Origin of the sequence: Paenibacillus albidus (genome assembly GCF_014644435.1) — a bacterium.
Classification (GTDB): Bacteria; Bacillota; Bacilli; order Paenibacillales; family Paenibacillaceae; genus Paenibacillus_AQ; species Paenibacillus_AQ albidus.
On the sequence record NZ_BMKR01000001.1, the window covers coordinates 28,961 to 49,456 of the forward strand.

The 20,496-nt window shown below is 52.3% G+C and carries 16 protein-coding genes and 1 tRNA gene; 4 read left to right on the plus strand and 13 right to left on the minus strand.

Features of this window, described 5'->3' with window-relative positions; genetic code table 11:
• Positions 1–645: 645 nt before the first annotated feature.
• The 6 genes from IEY53_RS00135 to IEY53_RS00160 all read right to left on the minus strand — a co-directional run bounded on the left by IEY53_RS00135 (position 646) and on the right by IEY53_RS00160 (position 6,962).
• Positions 646–1,137: a DUF559 domain-containing protein gene (locus tag IEY53_RS00135; protein ID WP_189021599.1), complete on the minus strand. Its 492-nt coding sequence runs from the start codon at positions 1,135–1,137 to the stop codon at positions 646–648.
• 134 nt (positions 1,138–1,271) lie between these two features.
• A complete protein-coding gene (ispG, locus tag IEY53_RS00140) occupies positions 1,272–2,408 on the minus strand; it encodes a flavodoxin-dependent (E)-4-hydroxy-3-methylbut-2-enyl-diphosphate synthase (RefSeq protein WP_189021600.1) in 1,137 nt (378 codons plus the stop codon).
• Between the two features lie 108 nt (positions 2,409–2,516).
• Positions 2,517–3,773, minus strand: coding sequence for an ATP-dependent protease ATP-binding subunit ClpX (clpX, locus tag IEY53_RS00145; RefSeq protein WP_189021601.1), 1,257 nt, complete (start codon positions 3,771–3,773; stop codon positions 2,517–2,519).
• A 12-nt stretch (positions 3,774–3,785) separates the two neighbouring features.
• Positions 3,786–4,376, minus strand: coding sequence for an ATP-dependent Clp endopeptidase proteolytic subunit ClpP (clpP, locus tag IEY53_RS00150; protein WP_189021602.1), 591 nt, complete (start codon positions 4,374–4,376; stop codon positions 3,786–3,788).
• Between the two features lie 302 nt (positions 4,377–4,678).
• Positions 4,679–6,019 carry a trigger factor gene (gene tig / locus IEY53_RS00155; protein ID WP_189021603.1) on the minus strand — a complete coding sequence of 447 codons (1,341 nt, stop codon included), beginning with the start codon at positions 6,017–6,019 and terminating at the stop codon, positions 4,679–4,681.
• A gap of 97 nt (positions 6,020–6,116) precedes the next feature.
• Positions 6,117–6,962, minus strand: a complete 846-nt coding sequence (locus IEY53_RS00160) for a regulatory protein RecX (RefSeq protein ID WP_229695908.1) — start codon at positions 6,960–6,962, stop codon at positions 6,117–6,119.
• Positions 6,963–7,195: 233 nt separating this feature from the next.
• On the opposite strand from IEY53_RS00160, the gene IEY53_RS00165 reads away from it, so the two are divergent.
• Positions 7,196–7,269 (plus strand) — tRNA-Arg (locus IEY53_RS00165).
• A 294-nt stretch (positions 7,270–7,563) separates the two neighbouring features.
• Here IEY53_RS00165 and IEY53_RS00170 read toward each other — a convergent pair.
• The 6 genes from IEY53_RS00170 to IEY53_RS00195 all read right to left on the minus strand — a co-directional run bounded on the left by IEY53_RS00170 (position 7,564) and on the right by IEY53_RS00195 (position 12,977).
• On the minus strand, positions 7,564–7,794 hold the full coding sequence (locus IEY53_RS00170) for a hypothetical protein (protein ID WP_189021605.1): 231 nt from the start codon (positions 7,792–7,794) through the stop codon (positions 7,564–7,566).
• Positions 7,795–7,940: 146 nt separating this feature from the next.
• Positions 7,941–8,819, minus strand: a complete 879-nt coding sequence (gene pstA, locus IEY53_RS00175) for a phosphate ABC transporter permease PstA (RefSeq protein WP_189021875.1) — start codon at positions 8,817–8,819, stop codon at positions 7,941–7,943.
• A 59-nt stretch (positions 8,820–8,878) separates the two neighbouring features.
• On the minus strand, positions 8,879–9,823 hold the full coding sequence (gene pstC / locus IEY53_RS00180; protein ID WP_189021606.1) for a phosphate ABC transporter permease subunit PstC: 945 nt from the start codon (positions 9,821–9,823) through the stop codon (positions 8,879–8,881).
• 94 nt (positions 9,824–9,917) lie between these two features.
• Positions 9,918–10,775: a phosphate ABC transporter substrate-binding protein gene (locus IEY53_RS00185; RefSeq protein ID WP_189021607.1), complete on the minus strand. Its 858-nt coding sequence runs from the start codon at positions 10,773–10,775 to the stop codon at positions 9,918–9,920.
• 56 nt (positions 10,776–10,831) lie between these two features.
• Positions 10,832–12,280, minus strand: a complete 1,449-nt coding sequence (locus IEY53_RS00190) for a TolB family protein (protein ID WP_189021608.1) — start codon at positions 12,278–12,280, stop codon at positions 10,832–10,834.
• Between the two features lie 181 nt (positions 12,281–12,461).
• Positions 12,462–12,977, minus strand: coding sequence for a hypothetical protein (locus tag IEY53_RS00195; RefSeq protein ID WP_189021609.1), 516 nt, complete (start codon positions 12,975–12,977; stop codon positions 12,462–12,464).
• 172 nt (positions 12,978–13,149) lie between these two features.
• On the opposite strand from IEY53_RS00195, the gene IEY53_RS00200 reads away from it, so the two are divergent.
• From IEY53_RS00200 to IEY53_RS00210, 3 genes are all read left to right on the plus strand, one after another.
• Complete coding sequence (locus IEY53_RS00200; RefSeq protein WP_189021610.1) at positions 13,150–14,226, plus strand: hypothetical protein; 1,077 nt, start codon at positions 13,150–13,152, stop codon at positions 14,224–14,226.
• Between the two features lie 200 nt (positions 14,227–14,426).
• Positions 14,427–17,720 (plus strand): DEAD/DEAH box helicase, encoded by a 3,294-nt coding sequence (locus IEY53_RS00205; RefSeq protein ID WP_189021611.1) that lies wholly within the window; start codon positions 14,427–14,429, stop codon positions 17,718–17,720.
• Between the two features lie 106 nt (positions 17,721–17,826).
• Positions 17,827–18,408 carry a thioredoxin family protein gene (locus tag IEY53_RS00210; protein WP_189021612.1) on the plus strand — a complete coding sequence of 194 codons (582 nt, stop codon included), beginning with the start codon at positions 17,827–17,829 and terminating at the stop codon, positions 18,406–18,408.
• Positions 18,409–18,548: 140 nt separating this feature from the next.
• Here IEY53_RS00210 and IEY53_RS00215 read toward each other — a convergent pair whose 3' ends face one another.
• Positions 18,549–20,447 carry an exosporium glycoprotein BclB-related protein gene (locus IEY53_RS00215; protein WP_189021613.1) on the minus strand — a complete coding sequence of 633 codons (1,899 nt, stop codon included), beginning with the start codon at positions 20,445–20,447 and terminating at the stop codon, positions 18,549–18,551.
• Positions 20,448–20,496 lie beyond the last annotated feature (49 nt).

Genomic DNA, 20,496 nt, shown 5'->3' on the forward strand with positions numbered 1-20,496 from the left:
AATTGCCAGGGGACAATGTGCTTTGAGAGCAGGAAAGTCTCAGGGTGGCGTTGTTTGTGGAGCAGCACAAGTGAGAGTGGCGTAGTTTGAGAGTAACTTGGGTGTCTGGGGAGCGGCCTACTTTTGGTGTGTAACTTTGGTGTCTGGGGAGCGGCCTACTTTTGGTGTATAACTTTGGTGTCTGGGGAGCGGCCTACTTTTGGAGTGTAACTTGGTTGTCTGGGGAGCGGCCTACTTTTGGAGTGTAACTTGGTTGTCTGAGGAGCATCGCTGGTTGGAGTGCTGATTGGTTTACGTTTTTAGCTATGATAAGTTGCCGAAATTGTGCTATAGGGAATTTCGCCCACTAATTCCGCAGATTGGCCTCTTCCAGCTACTTTAGAGGGAATCACACCCGTTAATACCGTCAAAACCCTCAAAACCGAGCATTTTCATAAAACTAACGGGTGTAATTCCCTATAGGGGGCGGCTGAATAAGCTCAGCACTGCGTATAGAATTCATACTCAAGTGCGGCATTTAGCATTTAATATTCAGCATTCAGCATTCAGCATTCAGAATTCAATATTCAATATTCATCCACAACCACTCAACGCCGCTACCCGGTACCCAGCTCCCACCGGCTACTTCCTCTATATCTCCTCCACTTATTCCTCCCAGTAGTCCAGAATCATCAGTCTTATGACTTCCCGTTCAGCCAGCAGCCATTTGGCTGCGGGTCCCGCTGTGGCCATATACCTGCTCAGCACCATTCTCAGCAAGGTCTGGCACAGCTCAGGCCGCCGCTCCACATCATCATAGGCGAAGGAAATCACTTGATAACCCATAGCTGTAAGAAAAGCCTCCCGATTAAGTTCATTGCAATACTTCTGTCTATCCATCTCCCTTACATGAGCCGTGTAACCCTTGATCTCAATCAGGAGCCGGAGGGGACCCGAGATAAAAGCAAAGTCAGCAAAGTATGATCGCCCGCGCCAGTCGAGCACCTCGTAAAAACCCCCTCGCAGCGGCCACCATACTTGACGCAAAAACAACGCTACCGCGTGCTGATACCCTCTCTCCAGCCTGCCCCGCCGCTCCCCCGATCTGCTGGAAATATGCCACTGAATAAACGCATCATAACCTTGTTCGTAGACCACCTCCTCTTTCCTCCTCTATGCCAAATAAAAAACGCCCCGCCTGCACCCCAATTAAGGGACAGCAGCGGGACGTTCTTCATCACCAGCTGAATGCTATAAATTGCAATGATATGATTTCAAGAATTCAAAAGCTACTATTCTGCACTGCCGGCTTGCACAGGCGGCGCCAGATTGGCGTGTTTGCGGCCGGGGATCTCTCCGGTGGCCTCATAAGCAACAACGATGGCGTCGATCTCTTTTTTAAGCTCGGAGACAAGGTCGGCTTCAGGGACTTTGCGGATCATCTGGCCGTAACGGAACAGCAGACCTTCCCCACGGGCACCCGCAATGCCGATATCGGCTTCACGCGCTTCACCAGGGCCGTTAACAGCACAGCCGAGCACGGATACCTTGATAGGTACCTTAAGCTTGGAGATATACTCCTCCACTTCGTTGGCGATGGAGAACAGATCAATATCAAGCCGTCCGCAGGTCGGGCACGAAATCAGCGTAGCCGCATTGGAGATCAGACCAAAGGTCTTGAGCAGCTCACGCGCCACCTTCACTTCTTCCACCGGGTCTGCACTAAGCGAGATGCGCAAGGTGCTGCCGATCCCCATGGAGAGCAGAGCACCAATACCCGCCGAGCTCTTCACGGTGCCGGCGAACAAGGTGCCGGACTCCGTAATGCCCAAATGCAGCGGATAAGGAATGACCTCAGCCGCCAAGCGGTAGGCTTCGATAGCCATTGGCACGTCGGAGGCTTTGAGTGACACAATAATATCGTGGAAATCCAGTTCCTCCAGAATGCCGATATGGAACAACGCGCTTTCGACCATTGCCTCAGGCGTCGGGTAACCGTATTTCTCCAGCAAATGATTCTCCAGGGAACCGGCGTTAACACCGATACGGATGGGAATCCCTTTTTCCTTGCAGGCTTTAACTACCGCTTCCACCTTCTCGCGGCGGCCAATATTCCCCGGGTTGATCCGCACCTTATCAATGCCGTTCTCGATCGCCAGCAGCGCCAGCTTATAGTTAAAATGAATATCCGCTACCAGCGGGATATGAATCTGTTTCTTAATTTCCTTGATGGCCGCGGCCGCTTCCTCGTTGTTGACCGTTACACGTACAAGCTGGCAGCCTGCTTCTTCAAGCCGCAATATTTCAGCCACCGTTGCTTCCACATCTGCAGTTTTGGTTGTACACATGCTTTGAATAGCAACCTCGTTATTGCCCCCGATGATGATCCCGCCCACATTGACGGGCCGGGTCTGGTGTCTCAAGAACATGATTTCTCCCCCATAACGCCAAAGCTCCACCCTTCCCTCCTGCTTCTAAAGCAGGTAAGCGGAAGAAAGGTGGAGACCTTTGACATATATTATTAAGGACAGCTTAGCTTACGCGCTTTCCTCTTGTTTCTTGTCTTTCTTAAGGTTCAGCTCAGGCAAAGATTTGTCCTGAACCACCTGCTCCGTAATCACACAGTCTTTAATATCATCGCGCGAAGGAACCTCATACATTACATCCAGCATGATGCTCTCAATGATCGCACGCAGACCACGGGCGCCCGTATTGCGCTTAATCGCTTCCTTGGCAATGGCCTCAAGAGCCAGAGGTTCGAATTTCAGCGCTACATTATCCATTTCCAGCAGCTTGATGTACTGCTTAGTGAGCGCATTCTTCGGCTCAGACAAGATGCGGACCAGTGTGTTCTCATCCAGCGGCTCCAAGGTGGAGATGACTGGCAGACGGCCGACAAATTCAGGGATAAGTCCGAACTTAAGCAAATCTTCCGGCAATACCATAGAGAGGTATTCGCCCGGTTTCAGATCCTTTTGTCCTTCAACTGCGGCGTTGAAGCCGATCACTTTTTTGCCGATACGGCGTTTGATCATTTGCTCCAGACCGTCAAAGGCACCACCGACGATGAACAGGATATTGGTCGTATCAATCTGAATGAACTCCTGATGAGGGTGCTTACGTCCACCTTGCGGAGGTACAGAAGCTACAGTTCCTTCCAGAATCTTCAGCAGCGCTTGCTGTACGCCTTCACCGGAAACGTCACGGGTAATGGATGGATTTTCGGATTTGCGTGCCACTTTATCAATCTCATCTATATAAATAATACCGCGCTCGGCTTTCTCGACATCATAATCTGCAGCCTGGATCAGCTTCAGCAGAATGTTCTCCACATCTTCACCTACATAACCAGCTTCCGTAAGGGAAGTCGCATCAGCAATCGCAAAAGGAACGTTGATGATTTTGGCCATGGTTTGGGCCAGGAGTGTCTTACCCGAACCCGTCGGACCCAGAAGAAGAATATTACTCTTCGTCAGTTCTACATCTTCGATCTTACTCTGGCTGTTGACACGTTTGTAGTGATTGTATACGGCAACGGAGAGCGATTTCTTCGCTTGTTCCTGACCAATGACATATTGGTCCAGAATGTCGCGGATTTCTTTGGGCTTGGGAATATCCTTCAGATCCAGCTCTTCCTCGGACCCCAGCTCCTCCTCCACGATTTCCGTGCACAGCTCAATGCATTCATCACATATATAAACGCCCGGTCCAGCTACCAGCTTACGAACCTGCTCTTGGGATTTACCGCAAAAAGAACATTTCAGCTGTCCTTTTTCATCATTAAATTTAAACATCTAAGCACCCCTTTAAGATTTGATCGGTGAAGAAAGCACCTGGTCAATCAGCCCGTATTCTTTGGCTTCCTCTGCGCTCATGAAATTATCGCGGTCGGTGTCCCGTTCGATTTTTTCAAGAGGCTGACCTGTACGTTCCACATAAATCTGATTCAACTTCTGTCTCGTTTTGAGAATCCAGTCGGTATGAATCCATATATCGGAGGCTTGCCCTTGGACGCCACCGAGCGGCTGGTGAATCATTACTTCGCTGTTGGTCAGCGCATATCTCTTGCCCGGCGCACCTGCCGTCAATAACAGCGACCCCATGCTGGCGGCCATACCCACACAAATCGTTGAAACATCCGGTTTAATATATTGCATTGTATCATATATCCCCATACCGGCTGTTACAGAACCACCGGGGGAGTTGAGGTACAAGTGAATGTCCTTCTCGGGGTCATCTGCTGCCAGGAACAGCAACTGTGCAATGACCAGATTGGCGACATCATCGTCAATCGCACTGCTCAGGAAGATGATGCGATCCTTTAGCAATCTGGAGTATATATCGTATGACCGTTCTCCCCGACTTGTGGATTCCACAACCATTGGTACCAGACTCATGCCACCAACCTCTTTTCTCTCTATAGATTAGTCTTTCCGTTTCAGAAATATTTTAACACGTTCACAGCGGCCTGTCATTTTTTCACTTCTGAAGTCTTCTCCACCCTGCAAAAGAATGATCTCTTACAGCATTTATATCCCGATTACCACCGTTTCATAACTGCCGCCAGGCAGGTGATTCCCCACACCCAAAGGCATCTACAAAAAATAAGGCACGTAAACAAACATACGTGCCTTATCTGTTGTGTATGGAGGTCAAACCAAGACTTGACCGTTCTATGCGAAATTATTTACGTAATACCTTACTCAGCGCTTGCTTCTTCAGTCTTCTCGGCAGCAGGCTCTTCTACCGCTTCAACTTCAACACTGCTGCTAACGAGCAGGTCAATAGTCTTGCGCAGCGAGATTTCGTCGTTCAGGCTGTTCAGGGAACCATTGGCAGCAAGAATGCTGCGGATTTCTTCAGGGGAACGTTTGAAGGATTCAGCCATTGTGGCCAGCTCTGCTTCAATTTCTTCTTCGGAAACTTCAATGTTCTCTTCTTTAGCGATTACTTCGAGCACCAGGTTGTTGCGAACGCGTTTCTCTGCATCGCCCTTCATTTGGTTCTGCAGGTCTTCACGAGTCTGGCCGGAGAAGCTCAGGAACATATCCATGTTCATGCCTTGCTGGCGAAGACGGTTGTCGAAGTCACGAACCATGTTCTGTACTTCGCTGTCGATCATCGCTTCCGGAATTTCAACTTCCGCGTTAGCTGCTGCCTTGTCGACAACCGCATTCTCGCGAACACCTTTCAGTTCTTCCTGTTTGCGGGATTCCAGCTGGGCTTTCAGGTCTGTCTTGTACTCTTCCAAAGTATCGAATTCGCTGACGTCCTTAGCGAACTCATCATCAAGTGCAGGGAGCTGCTTGCGTTTGATCTCATGCAGCTTCACTTTGAAGACTGCCGCTTTGCCTGCAAGGTTCTCAGCATGGTAAGTTTCAGGGAAAGTAACTTCAACATCCTTGAAATCTCCAGTAGCCATGCCTACAACTTGCTCTTCAAAGCCCGGGATGAAGGAGTTGCTGCCCAGCTCAAGGGAATGACGTTCAGCCTGGCCGCCTTCAAATTGTACACCGTCAACGGAACCGTCGTAATCAATCACAGCGATATCACCGTTAGCTGCTGCTTCGTCTTCAACTACAACCAGCTCTGCGTGACGCTCTTGCAGACGAGTCAGCTCTGCGTTCAGTTCGTCTTCAGTAACTTCGGCTTTTTGCACCGGTACTTCCAGACCTTTGTATTCGCCAAGCTTCACTTCAGGCTTTACGGTAATCTTTGCTTTGAAGATAAAGGATTGTCCTTTTCCGAATTGCTCAATGTCCACTTCAGGACGGTCTACCGGGAAAATATCGGTTTGTTCAACCGCTTCTCCATAGACTTCAGGAAGAAGGATGTCGATAGCATCCTGGTACAGGCTTTCCACTCCAAAACGGGATTCAAAAATAGGCCGTGGCACTTTACCTTTACGGAATCCGGGAACGTTGGCTTTCTTTACGACTTTATTAAAAGCTTTGTCCAATGCTGAAGCTACGCGCTCAGCTTCTACTTCAACTTCCAGAACACCGAGGTTCTTCTCTATTTTTTCCCAAGTTGCTTTCATAATATACTTTTCCCTCCAAAATAGGTTACATGTTGACTTCTAAAATAATAGTACAATTCACGCACAGAATAACCATTATATTATATACAACAATGCTTTATTTATCAAGTAGCGATGTCTTTACAAATCCTTTAAGAGAACGGTATGCTCCCTCAAATTGAAAGCGCATGCCATCGGTAATCCCGTACATACTGCGGGTCTCCTCTTCCTGGCGGCTGCCGTTCAGACTCTCGGAGACAATTTGGTGCAGCGCGCCCGCCCAGATATCCAGCAAGGCATAATCCCCTCCGAGCAGAGCACGGTAGTCGCTGGAACCATAGATTGACATCATAAACTGGCCCCACAGCTCCTGGGCAAAATAGTACAGCGTCGGCTCATGCACCTCAGCCTGCCCCGCTACCCGCTCCAGCACCTGGCTGACCTGGGGCGGAAAGTCTTCATTTTGCAGCGGCACCGTCTCAATCTCCACCTGCACGGTTTCCTGCCCGCGCACAAGCTCCAGGGTCCCTTGCACGCCGCGCCGGCGCAGGGTCTGTAGTGTCCTGAACTGCAGCAGCGGGTGAACTTTCTCTTCTCTCAGCCAGGCCGACAGTTCTTCGTCCACCTCATTTCCCTCCAGGTAGGAGAGCTGCTCCAACGCGAGAATGGTCGCCTCCGACAACGGCTCATGCATGACCTTCTTCAACAGCTTGGCCGGATATTCCGCATCCTCCTGAAGCTTCGAGTTGGCCAGAATCCGGGCCATATCCTCTTCGCGCAGGTCTTCATCCCCGGAGGAAGAGTTGCCTTCAGCCTCTTCGTTCCGGGCGGCATACGGAAATGCCGCCTCCAGCCAGTCCAGCAAGGATTGCCATTCCTCGTAGTGCCGCTCTTCCTGTCCCTGGCACTGCAGCAAGAAACGCAGCAGTTCCATCGCTTCCCCGTAACGTTCACTTTCCAGCATCACCGTGAGCTGAATCTGGTAATAATCCAGCGTCTTCGGAAACAGCACGATATTCTCTTTGGCGGGGGAATTCGAATGTTTAATGAGGGCACCTCCCTTAAAGTAGTCTAATTTTCCGAAGTTACTTCAATTGTAGATTATAGCATAACCTAGACGGCCTTTAAAAAAACAGCTTGAAAAATATCCTTATGTATGATAAGATAATTTTTGCTTGCTTTTCAGTCCTTAATCATGTCCCGGTAGCTCAGTTGGATAGAGCATGCGCCTTCTAAGCGCACGGTCGGGGGTTCGAATCCCTTCCGGGACGTCAGCAGAAACAGCCTTCCTTCGGGAAGGCTGTTTCTTTGCATATAATACACTTAAACCATGATCAATAGAATGAAGCGCCATGGAGGATTTTAGTTCCGGCAAAGGTTAATCAGGTTCGTGCCGATCTGGCCCATTCGGCACATTCTAAGGCATTTTTGCCTTTCGTTCGTGCCGATCTGGCCCATTCAGCCCATTCTAAGGCATTTTTGCCTTTCATGTGCGCCGATCTAGCCCATCCGGCACATTCTAAGGCATATTTGCCTTTCATGAGCGCCTAGCTGGACCACACGGCTCATCCTAAGGCATTTTTGCCTTTCATGTGCGCCGATCCGGTCCATTCGGCCCATTCTAAGGCATTTTTGCCTTTCATGAGCGGCGAGCTGGACCATTCGGCATATTCTAAGGCATTTTTGCCTTTCATGAGCGCCGAGCTGGGCCATTCGGCATATTCTAAGGCATTTTTGCCTTTCATGTGCGCCGATCCGGTCCACTCGGCACATTCTAAGGCATTTTTGCCTTTCATGAGCGCCGGGCTGGACCACTTGTTGGCTCACTCCGGCAGGGGCTGGTTCAGCACTCACGGCCGCAGCAACCGTTCGATCCGGGAGGCCAGCCCCCGGTCTACCGGCCGCAGCCGTGCGCCTGCTGCCCCCTTCCCTTGCAAGCCGATCAATGCCCCTGGCGGCGTTTGCCGAACCATAGCGGCAAACGGAAAGCCAGATTGATCAAAAGCACAACAAACACGAGCACCGCCGCCGATTTGTCGGCGATCTGCCGCGCATCCTCCACAATAGCTTCGGATTGCACGTACCATAAATGCACCGCCAGCGTCTCTCCCGGCGAGAACAGATTAAAGTCCCACATTTCCCCGGAGGTGCTGAGCCCCGCCGTAAGAATGATTACCGCCGACTCGCCGAAGGCCCGGCCGGCAACCAGACACACACCGGTTATAATGGCTGACAGGGCCACCGGCAGCACCACCTTGCGGATGACATGAAACTTAGTCATTCCAAGGGCATATCCCGCTTCGCGGATTTCACCGGGAACCGCCCGCACCGCTTCCTCGGTCACGCGGGCCAGCATCGGCAGATTAAGCAGCGCGAGGCTGACACCTCCGCCCAGAATCGTCAGGCCAACGTCGAAGTATTCGGCAAAAATCGCCAGTCCCAGCAATCCGAACACTATGGAAGGGACGGACGATAAGGACTCCACGCAGATCCGCAGCGCCCCGGTAAAAGCATTGTCCGGAGCATACTCCGCCATATAAATACCCGCCCCGATTCCGATCGGGACTGAAATCAGCAGCGAAATAAACAATATATAGAAGGAATTGAACAGGACAGGACCAATCCCGCCTCCCGGATCAATTTCTTCCGGCTGCTTGATGAGGAAGTCAAAGCTGAGCGCAGGCAGGCCTTTGGCCAAAATCGTAAACAGCATCCAGAAGATCAGCAGCATCACAAGGAAACCCAGGGTATAGAAGCCGAAGGTCGCTGCCTTGTTCCGCCTCTGCGCCCGGGCTGTGTAACGTGTGCGTGAGAACTCCATCGCCTGCGTTCTGCCGCCTTTTACCGGGTGTCCCTTTCCTGTACTTGAGGAACCGCTCATTAAACCTCCCTCCTTTTTCTGCCCAGTATACGAATGACCAGGATCAGCATAAATGAGATCAGCAGCAGCAGGAAAGCCATCATATGCAGCGCGTAGTTCCAGGTGGAATCAAATTCAACGTTGGAGATCTGCATGACAATATTGCTGGTCAGCACGGACGACGGCGTGAACAGCGTCTTCGCCAGCTGCGGCGTGTTGCCGATGACCATTACCACCGCCATCGTCTCACCAACGGCGCGGGTCATGCCAAGGATGACTGCCGAGATAATGCCTCTTTTGGCCGCAGGCAGCACAACACGGAAGATGACCTGCAGGCGGGTAGAGCCGAGTGCATAAGCGGCATCACGGTATTTGCGCGGCACAGAGACAATCGCATCGTCACTGATCCGGCAAATCGTGGGCAGCACCATCAGTGCCAGCACAAGTGCCGCAGCGAGCAGCCCATCGCCAAGCCCCTCACCGCTGGCCCGGCGCAGAAACGGCAGCAAGACGGTAAGCCCCAGATAGCCGTAGACAATGGAGGGAATTCCCACCAGCAGATCAAGCACCGGGCGGATGAAGTTTTTCATCCATTTCGGTGCGATCTCCGCACAAAGCACGGCCATTCCCACGGAGACGGGAACTGCAATCAGCAGGGTCAGCGCCGTAAGCGAAAGTGTATTTACAATGAAGGCAGCCGCTCCAAAGGCCTCCTCTTCCGGCGTCCAGTTGAACGAGAAAAAGAAGTCCAGCGGTGAAATTTGGCCGAACAGAAGCAGCGCCGTTTTGCCGATGAACAGAATAACCAGGCCCAGCACCAGGCAAAGCGCTAAAATGCTGAACAGAAAATAATAGCGGAACAGGGTATTGCTTAACAGATGTCTGCTGTGCCGTTTAGGACTCGCGCTCACTGCTACAGCGTTCCCTTTCGCCCTGGATGTCAGGTTGTGGACTGGTGAACCCATACTTTCCCTCCTGTAAGCGGCCACCCCCGCATAAAGATCGGGGCTGGCCGCCGTTGCCGTTCCATATGATTCCCGAAAGACGGGATTATTGGGATTACTTCATTGCCGAGATAGGGATGAACTTCAGCTTTTTGAGCGAACCTTGCTGGAACTTGCTGCTTTGAACATACTTGATGAATTCTTTGGTAATGCCTTCAGGCTGGCCTTTGGTCATATAGTAACCGTATGCCCAGATTTTGTAGGAGCCGTTGATTACGTTATTCGTAGTGGCCTCTACCCCGTTGAATTTAACAGCTTTGACATCCCCGCTTACATAGACCAGATCGATATAACCGATTGCATTCGGAGTCGTGGCTACGGCCGTTTTCATATCACCGCTGCTGCCAGTTTCTTTATAGTTTTTTTCCTTCTTCACGATATCTCCGCCATCCAGAGCCTTGGCCTGATAGTTGACGCGGGTCCCGGAACCGAAGGCGCGGGTAATCACTACGATATCTGCATCTGCACCGCCGACTTCTTTCCAGTTTTTGATTTTGCCGGAGAAAATCCCTTTAAGCTGCTCTGTAGTCAGGTTGTCGACGCCCACATTTTTGTTCACGATGGTTGCGAAAGGAATAACCGCCACCTTGTTTGCCACCTGGCCTTCAAAAGCTTTGAAGCCCGGAACATCCGTGCTGGCGTCCCAGTCTACTGCGCCGATATCGGCGATGCCTTTTTTGACCGCTTGCGGGCCTGTCACGGAACCTTTGCCGGAGGCGGCGATTTTTACTTTGGGATGCAGCTTCTGAAATTCCTTGGCCGCCTGCAGCGTCAGCGGCAGCAGTGCCGTCGAACCGTTGATCGTAATTTTACCTTTCAAGGTGTCGGCTGCAGATGCAATCCCTGCAAAAGCTGTACTGACTGCGATCACGGCCGTAAGTGCCGTAACTGTGAATTTTCTGAAAATCTTCATGAATAAATCTCCTCCCGGCTAAACGCCGATATTTTAGTTTGGATGTTGAAGCCGTTCTATTTGGTCAATTGCAAGGCCTTGCCGCCCTGAATCACCGATAATTTCCCGTCGCTTACAACTGCAAGCCGGGCCCCATCCTTGGATACAGCAATCTCGGACACATCACCAGCTGTACGGAACAGCTCAGTCTTAGCACCGCTCGCGTCCAGGGAGTAGATCACCGTGCTTCCGTCTGCCGTTGTCCCGCTTACCACCAGACCGCTGCCCACATTCTCCGCCCAGTTCACTTCTACATCAAAAGCGATATTGGACGCGGTGCCATCGGCTTTGATTTCTTTCAGCGTGTTCGCCGCGTCGCCTTCAGCATCGGCGCTCAGGTATACTACACTGCCGCCCGCCAGAATTTCCGGGTATAATTTGTTGTCGGGGGAAGTGGTCAATGCGGCCGGTTTGGCCTCCTTGGCGGACAGATCCAGCTTGTACAACTGCTCGCCGGCTTTGCTGTAGTCCACAGTCAGGGAATCCTCGGTGCTGTCGGCATCGTTTTTGGCTACGCCGGTAACATTGACGATATACACCGCACTTTTTTCATCGCCCGAAATCCGCAGCTCTGATTTATTCTCTACCTTGTCGGCCAAAATCGTCTTCACTTCTCCTGTATCTACAGAAATTTGTGCGATTTTCTCCTGTTTGTCCCCTTGGATAAAATAGATCTTTTTGCCGTCAGCCGACCAGACCAGATCCGTCTTTACACTATTGTCCGTGCCCAGAGCACGAATCGCTCCGCTCGACAAATTGATCAGATGAAGCAGCCCGGTCTCATCACTGAACGCTCCCCATCCCTGATCGGGAGAAACGGCGAGTTCGGTTGCATTGTCATCGGATGAGAAAACATGATAGTCGCCTTCCGCCGCAGTACCGAATTTCAGCAATACCGGCAGTTCCGCATCGCTTTTGTTGGCAATCAGACTGCCATCCGCTGTCCAGCGCAGGGAATCAAACGCACCTTCCGGACGTGCAAAGCTGAGAATGGCGCCGGAATCCGCTTCAAGCTCGCCGCCGAGTGAAGTTACCAGTTTCGTCAGCTCTACATAGACCTTGCCGCCGTAGAGGACCGGGGCCACTGTGAACTCTTGGGCAGCACCATCGACCTGAAAGCTTTTGGCGCCCGGTTTAATTAGAACCGTATGTAGACCCTTGCTGTCATTCAGCTCCATGCCGCCTTGGGCCAGTATGACCTTGGCCCCAATTTCACCGGCCACCTGACTGAGTGAATAGAGCTTGTAGCCGCTGCTGTCAATGGTGCTGAAGCTAACGGGTGAACCGTTTACAGTCCAGGCTGCAGTACCTTCTTTTACCTTAACCGGACCCGCGGCCGCTGCTGCTGTATGGCCTGCCCCTACTTTAGTGCTGCTGCCGGTACCCGCTGCTCCAACGCTACCCGCACTCACTGTTATAAGAAGTGCCGATGCCAGAGCTGCGCCCATCCATTTACTGTTTCTCAATTCAATTCACCCTTTTCATATAGGTAACTGCTACTGTTATTTTCGTCTACCATTGTCAATTGTGTTGCAGAGGATTGTTTTGGAAATATTAAATGCCGTTTCTTTTTACACGCAAAAAAAAGCCGCCCCGGATATATCGGTCACGGCCTTGAAATGTTACTTATGACCCAGAACGCCTCGATCAGTTCTCGAGCCAGGTTACGATAACTTCCGAAGTCCCGGGTTTGCTGTCCAGACTGCTCCCTATAATGGAATAAGAATAGGCATTGTCCACCTTGCCATTGATAATCATGTTGTGGGGGTCGATGATTTGCGTATCCTGTTCCAGTGACTTGTCCTTGACATACTCTTTGTATGTTGTTCCCAACCGGTTCATGCTTTCCTGTGTCTCATAAATCAGCATGGATGACTTCTTCCCGTTCTCCAGCTTGCCGCCCGACAGGGTAACGGATGCCCCCGCTGGAATCGGAAGATCCTTCGGCAAATAAACCGGGCGTTCTATGGAATTGCCGGATAATTCCATACGGACCTCCCCGTCTTCTCCTGCCGTATTCGCGCCACTGCAGGCGCTGAGGCTGAATGCTGCCAGCAGAACTGCAAGCCGCGGGCTCCGCCATCTTTTTCTCACCATAATTACAACAACCTCCCGGCCGCAGATTTGGGTCATCAGGCTCATTAAATGCCAGTTAATCCTCATTAACCTAATTTCATCCTCTTTAAATCGTATAAATCAGATAAGCGATAAATAAAAAACACGAAAAGAGCTAAGCCCCGAAGGAAATTATTGGAGAGCTGCCGAATCCATAGGAGTGCAATCCGGCTACGGCTGGGTCAGCCAAGTTCACTGGGGGAAGGAAAATAGAATAATCATGAAAAAAATGGTATGGATCTTTACTGTTTTACTGCTTGTTGCGGGAATAGGGTACCCTTCGGGGACGGATAAAGCGGCGGCGGCCGCCAGTCCGGAGTATACGGAGCTGGCCACCTTTGTCAACGGCAAGCTGCTGATTTCAGCTTCCAAATCACTGCTGGTCGGTTCAACCACGTATGTTCCTGTCAAGCTGCTCGACCAAATTCCGGGCTTCACGGTGCAGTCAACGGCGGGCAGTGTAACCTTAAAGGGCGCCAAAGGAATAACCACCTTGAATACCGCCAACTCGGTGTTTTACAAAAATTCCAACTATGTCGCTTTTAAATCCCTGCTGAAGCTGGGAGCTATTGACGGCAAATATGCCTCCAGTGCCGAATCGCTGTTCATCTGGAGCACCGAAGAAGGCCGTAGCAAAAGCAGCAGCACCCTCTACAGCATCAGCAAGCTGCCGGAAAACATGGCTTACGGAATGGGAAAAAAAGTCTATGTGAACGGTTATTCCGGTTCCCACTGGATAACCGACGTCCAGTATGACGGCGGTTCCGTCATCGTCTTCACCCTGCTGGCGAATGACGGTTCTACCTGGAAGCTCGACTATAACACTTATGACGAGCGGATCATCTTCACCGATGTTCATCTTCAATACATGAGACAATATTTCAATGGCCTCACTGTGTGGATCCGTAATTCGGAGATTGACAACAGCCCCTTCAAGAACATGGAGAAATTGACAATCAAGGATCTCCGGGCCAACCTCTCCACAGGCGAGCTGGAGGTTGTGATGCGCCGGGCCAATGGCCAGGAGGTGCCAATCGCCATGAACCCAAGCAACGAAATGATTGGAGACATTGCCGAGATGTTCTTCACTGAGAATCCGCGCAATGTCACATCGATCAGCGACAAGATGTGGTCCGCCATCCGCGAAGAAAAGGTGGTCGTAGGAATGAAGTTTGATGAGGTGTATCTCGCCTGGGGGGAACCGGACAGCGTCAATGAATCACTGGGCTATGTGGTCTATGGCCAAACACATGTCTATTTCTACAATAACAAACTGCAATACTGGTATGATTTTTAAGTTCATTTACCTTTAAAAGCAATCCTGATAACCTGTCCTGCCGCATGCTATTGTGCCGGCAGGGCAGTTTTTTGTGCTGGCGTTATGCCCGGATTCTCTTTGCCTTTCACACGTACGTTTGTTCTGTTATTATTGGTTCTAAAGCAACTGCTACGATGATTAAAGAGATACAGATAGGTTCAGGAGGGGAAAAGCAAGTCATGAAGTACAGTGTACCGGAACGGGTGATCCTGCTGCTCTGCGGCAAGGAGGGGTATGAATCAGGGCTGGCTTATTGTCACCTCGGCCAGGTCAGCCTGACCGGGCATCGCACCGAGGCGGATTATTCGGTCTATACCGCAGAAGTGCTGGGAAGCCATAATCAGGTCTATCTCACTACTGCCGAAATTGACAGTGACGGCGATGTCAAGGCTGAGTGTGACTGTCCCGCCTATGTCCATGGCGGCCCATTCTGCAAACATATTGCGGCTGTGCTGATTCAAGCGCTGGGGATGGAGGAAGAGGAAGATTCTCATGACTACAGTGCGGCCGGACCAGCCAGTTCCCCGAGCTCCACAGAACATCCGGAAATCGCCGCACGGGATCAGCAGCTGGTGAATAACCTGCTGGGCGTGTTCAGCAATACCCGGCAGCGCCCAAGCGGCCGCGGGAACTTTGTAGAGACGCGGGCGGCACTTGCCGTGGAGTTTATCTGCAAGCCTTTTACCCGTGGTTATGGCCAATACATGCTGGGTCTGGAGATGAAGCTTGGGCCCAAACGCCTTTATATTGTAACCAAAATCAGAGAACTGCTGGAACGCATTGAGAGCGGCGGCACTTTTACCTTTTCCAAACATTTCACCTATGACCCCTCCCTGCACAGCTTCCTGAAGGAAGACAACGAAGTGCTACAGCAGTTGATTTCCATCCTTCAGAATGAACGGATCTACCGGGATAAATTTAGCTCTGCCCCCTCCTTCCCGGGAATGACCGCAACTGAGCGGCTGCTGCCCATTCCGCCTTTTTTCTGGGATAAACTGCTGCCTGTGCTGAGCTTGGCCCCGAACGTCCGTATACAGCAAGGGGAGAAGCTGACTGAGGGAATTCGGGTACTGGAAGAGGCGCTGCCGCTGAGCTTTCAGTTCAAGCAGGCAGAAGAAACCGGCTACCTTTTGGAAGTGCAGGGGCTGGAGCATATTAGGGTCCTGGAGGAGTACGGACTGGTAATGTCCGAAGGCAGGCTGCTGAAACTGCCTGCACGCGAATGCAAGCGGCTGGCGGAGCTGAAAGGGATGCTGGAAGCCTCCCGCAGAGGGGATATCGGGATCGCACCGGAGCAAATGGAACCTTTTATGGACAAAGTGATTCCCGGACTAAAGAAGCTGGGTGAGGTTCAAATTGCAGATTCCATCTCACGCCGTATTGTTCAAGGCAAGCTGAAGGCACGGCTCTACCTGGACCGGGTTAGGGACCGGCTGCTGGCCGGGCTGGAGTTTCAATACGGAGATGTGATTCTGAATCCTCTGGATGAACAGGCACAACGCCGGAGCACGGAACTCATTCTGATTCGGGACGGAGACAGTGAAGCGCGGATACTTGCGCTGATGGAGAATGCCGCTTTTATCAAGACCGAAAGCGGGTATCTGATGCGGGATGAAGACAACGAATACAACTTTCTGTACCACACCGTTCCGCTGCTGGAGGAATTGCTCGAAATCTACGCCACCACTGCGGTCAAAGAACGGCTGTACACCGGAACCCGCCCGCCAAAAGCGACCCTGCAGTGGAATGAGAAAATGGACTGGCTGGACTTCAAGTTCGACATGAACGGGATTCCCGAAACTGAGGTCGTTCATATTCTGCAATCCCTGCAGGAGAAACGCAAATATTACCGCCTGCCGGACGGAGCGCTGCTGCCGCTGGAAAGTGAAGAATTCCAGGAAATCATCGCCTTCATAAATGAGCTTGGACTAAACGCAGAGGAGCTTAAAAAAGCCGAATTCTCTCTGCCGCTGATGCGCGGCTTGCATCTTAGCGCCGAAACCGGCAATGGCGATGCCGTGAAGCTCGGACGTTCCTTGCGGCGGCTGCTGGCTAACATGCAGAATCCCGAGAATCTCGATTTCCCTGTACCAGGCAGCCTGGTTCCTGTACTCCGCGATTATCAACAATACGGCTTCCAATGGTTAAAGACCCTGGCCCACTACCGCTTCGGCGGCATACTGGCCGATGATATGGGCCTTGGCAAAACCTTGCAGAGCATTACTTTTCTGCTCTCAGAGCTTGAAGACATCCGTACAAAGCAGCTGCCGGCGCTTATTGTCGCTCCTGCTTCACTCACTTACAACTGGTTTAATGAACTGAAGAAGTTCGCGCCAAAGATCCGGGTCGCCATAGCAGACGGTAACCTCACCGAGCGGAGGCGGACTCTAAAGAATGCTGAGAAAGCTGACGTCATCATCACTTCGTACCCTTTGCTGCGCAGAGATGCAGCCTTGTACGCTAAAAAGTCGTTTCACACCCTGTTTCTGGACGAGGCCCAGGTTATCAAAAATCATGTTACGCAGACAGCCCAAGCCGCCAAAGCTCTGCAAGCGCGTTACCGGTTCGCACTTACCGGAACACCGGTAGAGAACAAGCTGGAGGATTTATGGTCGATCTTCAGCATCGTGTTCCCGGAGCTGTTCCCGGGTCTAAAAGCCTTTCATGATCTCCCCCGGGAAACGATCGCCAGACGGGCACGCCCTTTCCTGCTGCGGCGCCTAAAAAGTGATGTCCTGAAGGAGCTGCCCGACAAGATTGAGTCTATCCAGGCTTCCGAACTGCTGCCGGAACAGAAAAAGCTGTATGTCGCTTATCTGGCCCGTTTGCAGAAAGAGGCGCTTAAGCATTTGACCAACGACGGCTTCAACAGCAACCGCATCCGAATCCTGGCCGGACTGACCCGCCTGCGCCAGCTGTGCTGCCATCCGTCTCTGTTCATTGACGGGTACAGCGGAGGCTCAGCCAAATTTGAGCAGCTGCTGGAGATCATTGAAGAATGCCGCAGCTCAGGCAAACGGATGCTGGTCTTCTCCCAGTTCACCGAGATGCTTGGCCTGATTGGCCGGGAACTTGGACTTCAGAGTGTGCCCCATTTCTACCTGGACGGCTCCACTCCTTCTTCCAGACGTGTGGAGTTATGCAGCCGCTTCAACAGCGGCGAGCGCGACCTGTTCCTCATCTCCCTGAAGGCAGGGGGGACGGGATTAAACCTGACAGGTGCCGACACCGTCATTCTATATGATCTGTGGTGGAACCCTGCCGTGGAGCAGCAGGCTGCGGACCGGGCCCACCGGATTGGGCAGAAGAACGTGGTGCAGGTCATCCGCATGGTTACCCAGGGCACCGTAGAAGAAACCATGTATGAGCTTCAGCAAAAGAAAAAGAACCTGATCGACGAGGTCATCCAGCCGGGGCAAGAGGCTTTATCCACCTTGTCCGAGCAGGACATCCGTGAGATCCTGATGATTTGACAGGCCGCTATCGGTATAATAAAAGGAGAAGGCAATCATGGCAGCCATCCTTGCACCCATATCCATACCGCTTTTGGCTGCCTACACTCATAGGAGGTGCTTTGAAGTGAGCTTTACTTTAGAGATTGGCGCTCCCGCCCCCGACTTTAGCTTGAAGGCAACCGATGGCCAAACGTATTCTTTGGACAGCTTTGCCTCATCCCGGTTCCTGGTGGTATTCTTTACCTGCAATCATTGCCCTTTTGTGACCGGCTCCGATGAGGTCACCCGCAAGACCGTGGAGAAATTCACAGAACAGCGAGTGGCCTTTATTGGCATCAACTCGAACAGTGAGATCACGCATCCCAATGATTCTTACGCGAATATGATCGTCAGGATGAACGAACAGCGTTTCCCATGGGTGTATGCACGGGATGAGACACAAGAAACAGCAAAAGCTTACGGTGCACTGCGGACGCCCCATTTCTATGTCTTTGACGAGCAACGCAGACTGGTCTATACGGGCCGCGGCGTGGACAACCCGCGAGAAGTGGATAAAATGACGGTCAACGATCTGGACAATGCCCTTACCGAGCTTGTCTCCGGCCAACCGGTCAGCGTGCCGCTGACCAATCCAATCGGCTGCAATGTGAAATGGGATGGCCAGGATGCCCACTGGATGCCCGCCGAAGCCTGCGATCTGGTGTAGCGGGCAAGGAAGATGATCAACTGCTGTCGGTGTTCTTAGAGTGCCATTTGGTAATTTAAACAAAGGATACCCCCAGAGCCATAGGCTTGGGGGCATCCTTTGTTCTGTTATTGAATGGATAAAAAAGACGAAGTCCCTGATTAAGCGATCGTGATCCCCGCACTTGCATAACCCGATATTGTAGTCGCAAGATCCAGACCTGCCGTGACATCAGCGGTGAAGACCAGCAGCAGACGTTCTCCCGGGGATACCGTTATGCTTAATCCCGAGGTGATCCCACTGCTAATCGTACCCAGAGCAAGAACTCCCGTGAGTGACGGACTTAAAGTAACCACAGCACCCGGCACCGCCGTAAAGGTATTATCCGGTGTAGTGGAACGGAACAAGGTGGCTGTTATGGTAACGGTGGAACCTACCAGGGTAAGCCCTGTTGTTGTACTGAAGTAAGCAGCGAGCGACGTAATCGTTCCGGCACGCGGAACCGAGAAGGCAAAGTTGAGCTCGGTTCCCGCCGCTCCGGTAAGGTTAATAGTACCGCCGGTTGCGGTAACTCCTGAGGTATTGTTGCCGAATCCAATCAATCCCGAAGTATTCAGCGTGCCACCCAGCACAGTGGTCATGCTTGTAGGCAGCCCTGATGCAAACGGAATAATCGCACCTGATCCGGGGTCACCTGTTGCTCCAGTTGCACCAATTGCACCCGTGGCTCCGGCGTCTCCTGTCGCTCCAGTTGCACCCGTAGCTCCGGTGTCACCTGTTGCTCCTGTCGCACCAGTTGCACCCGTGGCTCCGGTGTCACCCGTCGCACCAGTCACACCCGTTGCTCCGGCGTCACCCGTAGCGCCAGTTGCACCTGTAGCTCCGGCGTCTCCTGTCGCACCAGTTGCACCCGTGGCTCCGGTGTCACCTGTCGCTCCTGTCGCACCCGTTGCTCCGGCATCTCCTGTCGCACCAGTTGCACCCGTTGCTCCGGTGTCACCTGTCGCGCCAGTTGCACCCGTGGCTCCGGCGTCGCCTGTCGCTCCAGTTACACCCGTGGCTCCGGTGTCTCCTGTTGCTCCAGTCGCACCCGTTGCTCCGGCGTCGCCTGTCGCTCCAGTTACACCCGTGGCTCCGGTGTCTCCTGTTGCTCCAGTTACACCCGTAGCTCCAGTGTCACCTGTTGCACCAGTTGCACCCGTGGCTCCAGCGTCACCTGTCGCCCCAGTCACACCCGTAGCTCCGGTGTCACCTGTTGCCCCAGTTACGCCCGTGGCTCCGGCGTCGCCTGTCGCTCCAGTCGCACCTGTAGCTCCGGCGTCTCCTGTCGCTCCTGTTGCTCCAGTGTCTCCTGTTGCTCCAGTTGCACCTGTAGCTCCGGCGTCACCTGTCGCTCCTGTCGCACCCGTAGCTCCGGCGTCACCCGTAGCGCCAGTTGCACCCGTGGCTCCGGCGTCACCTGTCGCTCCAGTTACACCCGTGGCTCCGGTGTCTCCTGTCGCTCCAGTTGCACCCGTAGCTCCAGTGTCACCTGTCGCTCCAGTTGCACCTGTAGCTCCAGTGTCTCCTGTCGCTCCTGTCGCACCCGTTGCTCCAGTAGCACCCGTAGCTCCGGTGTCACCCGTCGCGCCGGTTGCACCAGTAGCTCCAGTAGCTCCGGTTGCACCAGTTGCCCCTGTCGCTCCTGTAGCCCCGCTCACTTCTCCCAGCAGCTCTGCCGATACTAAGCGATGGCTCGTTACTAATTGCCCTACGCCGTCTTTTCCCCAGACTGAAATCTGAACCGGATCATCTTCCATACTTGCTGTTGTAAACAGAAACTCAAACCCATCAAAATTGGCATAATAATTTCTGGTAATCACTTGATTGGCTGCCACGTTGATGAGCTCACTGACATATAACGTCCGGACTCCCCCGTCCAGGTAGTATCCATCGATGACAACGGTCGAGGGGGTAATGGCACTCCGGTTATCTATTCTGATCGTTACTTGCTGAGTAGGTCTTACAGTGCTTCCTGTGGGAATACTATTTTCTATCGGGCCCGTAGATAAAAAAGCCATAGTTTCAACTCTCCTTTTAAATATAGTAGTTTGTAATTTTGCTTAAACG

Excerpts from the sequence above, each read along its gene's own strand:
- clpP (WP_189021602.1), bottom strand. The coding sequence starts at position 4,376 with ATGAGTCTGGTACCAATGGTTGTGGAATCCACAAGTCGGGGAGAACGG.
- IEY53_RS00200 (WP_189021610.1), top strand. The coding sequence starts at position 13,150 with ATGAAAAAAATGGTATGGATCTTTACTGTTTTACTGCTTGTTGCGGGA.
- IEY53_RS00215 (WP_189021613.1), bottom strand. The coding sequence starts at position 20,447 with ATGGCTTTTTTATCTACGGGCCCGATAGAAAATAGTATTCCCACAGGA.
- IEY53_RS00195 (WP_189021609.1), bottom strand. The coding sequence starts at position 12,977 with ATGAGGATTAACTGGCATTTAATGAGCCTGATGACCCAAATCTGCGGC.
- pstA (WP_189021875.1), bottom strand. The coding sequence starts at position 8,819 with ATGGAGTTCTCACGCACACGTTACACAGCCCGGGCGCAGAGGCGGAAC.
- pstC (WP_189021606.1), bottom strand. The coding sequence starts at position 9,823 with ATGGGTTCACCAGTCCACAACCTGACATCCAGGGCGAAAGGGAACGCT.
- IEY53_RS00185 (WP_189021607.1), bottom strand. The coding sequence starts at position 10,775 with ATGAAGATTTTCAGAAAATTCACAGTTACGGCACTTACGGCCGTGATC.
- IEY53_RS00170 (WP_189021605.1), bottom strand. The coding sequence starts at position 7,794 with ATGAAAGGCAAAAATGCCTTAGAATGTGCCGAGTGGACCGGATCGGCG.
- IEY53_RS00205 (WP_189021611.1), top strand. The coding sequence starts at position 14,427 with ATGAAGTACAGTGTACCGGAACGGGTGATCCTGCTGCTCTGCGGCAAG.
- tig (WP_189021603.1), bottom strand. The coding sequence starts at position 6,019 with ATGAAAGCAACTTGGGAAAAAATAGAGAAGAACCTCGGTGTTCTGGAA.
- clpX (WP_189021601.1), bottom strand. The coding sequence starts at position 3,773 with ATGTTTAAATTTAATGATGAAAAAGGACAGCTGAAATGTTCTTTTTGC.
- IEY53_RS00160 (WP_229695908.1), bottom strand. The coding sequence starts at position 6,962 with ATGCTGGAAAGTGAACGTTACGGGGAAGCGATGGAACTGCTGCGTTTC.
- ispG (WP_189021600.1), bottom strand. The coding sequence starts at position 2,408 with ATGTTCTTGAGACACCAGACCCGGCCCGTCAATGTGGGCGGGATCATC.